The sequence below is a fragment of the Humibacter antri genome, assembly GCF_054777235.1.
The window spans coordinates 1-1,208 of the sequence record NZ_BAAHAW010000062.1 but is presented as its reverse complement, the minus strand read 5'-3'; the positions used below and the strand labels follow the sequence as shown (position 1 = coordinate 1,208).

The 1,208-nt window shown below is 66.9% G+C and carries 1 protein-coding gene; it reads right to left on the bottom strand.

Annotated features, from left to right (window positions below; all coding sequences use genetic code 11):
- Positions 1 to 1,032 (bottom strand): IS110 family RNA-guided transposase (locus tag ACYVDK_RS18280; RefSeq protein ID WP_460524439.1); only part of this gene is annotated, 1,032 nt, incomplete at its 3' end.
- Positions 1,033 to 1,208 lie beyond the last annotated feature (176 nt).

Sequence of the window (1,208 nt, the reverse complement as noted above, 5' to 3'; positions counted from 1 at the left end):
GATGGCTCGGGCGAGGGCTCGTTTGAGGGATCGGATGGCGTCGCGGTTGGAGTGGCCGCGGGCGAGGGTTCGGTCTCGGTAGTCGCGGGTGGTGTTGTCGTATTTGAGTCGGCTGACGATGACCATGTGGAGGGCGGAGTTCGCTTGACGGTCGCCGCCGCGGTTGAGGCGCATCCTGTTCGTTTTCCCGGAGGAGACGGGCACGGGGCAGGCTCCGGTGAGGCGGGCGAGTGCTGCTTCGGAGCGGATTCGGCCGCCGTTGTCGGCTACGCAGATCAGGAATCGTGCCGCGGTGTGGGTGTTGATCCCGGGTCGGGTGAGCAGGGTCGGCGCGGTCGCTGCGACCAGGGTGTTCAGGTCGCGGTCGGCGTCGAGGATCTCGGTGCTGAGGGTGATGATCCGGGTGGCCAGGCGGCGCAGTGCGGTGATCGTGGCGGTGGTGACGGTATCCGTTCCGGCGGGGGTCTCCATGTGGGCGAGGGTGGTCTTCAGGCGGGCTTTGGACAGGCCGCGCAGCTGTTCGCGGAGCGGAGCGGGTGCGGTGACCAGGACCGCTTTCACTTGGTTCCAGGTTGTGGTGCGGGCGGTGACGGCGGAGTTCCTGGTCAACGTCAGGACCCGGATCGCTTCGGTGTTGCCGGTGGTGTCTTTCGGGATCGCGGTGGCCATCCCGGCGAGGACCTTCTCCGCGGCGGAGTAGGCGTCGATCTGGTCGTCCTTGCCGCGTCGGGCGCGGGTGGCTTTATCGGTGGTGTTCACCTCCCGTACGGTGACCCCGGCGGCGGTGAGGTGCCGGGTCAACGCGGCACCGTACGACCCGGTCAACTCGATCCCGACTGTGTCGATCTGCCCGAGTCCGGCAGCCCAGTCCAGCAGCTGCTGATACCCGGCGATCGTGGTCGGGAATCCGTGATCGGCCAGGTGCCGGCCGTGCATGTCGATCACGGCGGCGTGGTGCGTATCGGCGTGTGTGTCCACCCCGACGATCACCCACCCAGGCACGGTGTCGGGCTCGGAGTATGTGGTTACCATGAGCGGTGTCTCCCTGTTCGGTTTGAACGGGACGACCTCGCCGGGCCGGGCGGACACAACATTGAAGAGTCGTTGGCGGACAAAGTCCTATCAGGTCACGTCCCCTGCCCGGTCCGGTCACCCCGAACGACGGACAAGGGCGCCAGTCAAGCCGACAAATCCAGCGCATGACATCA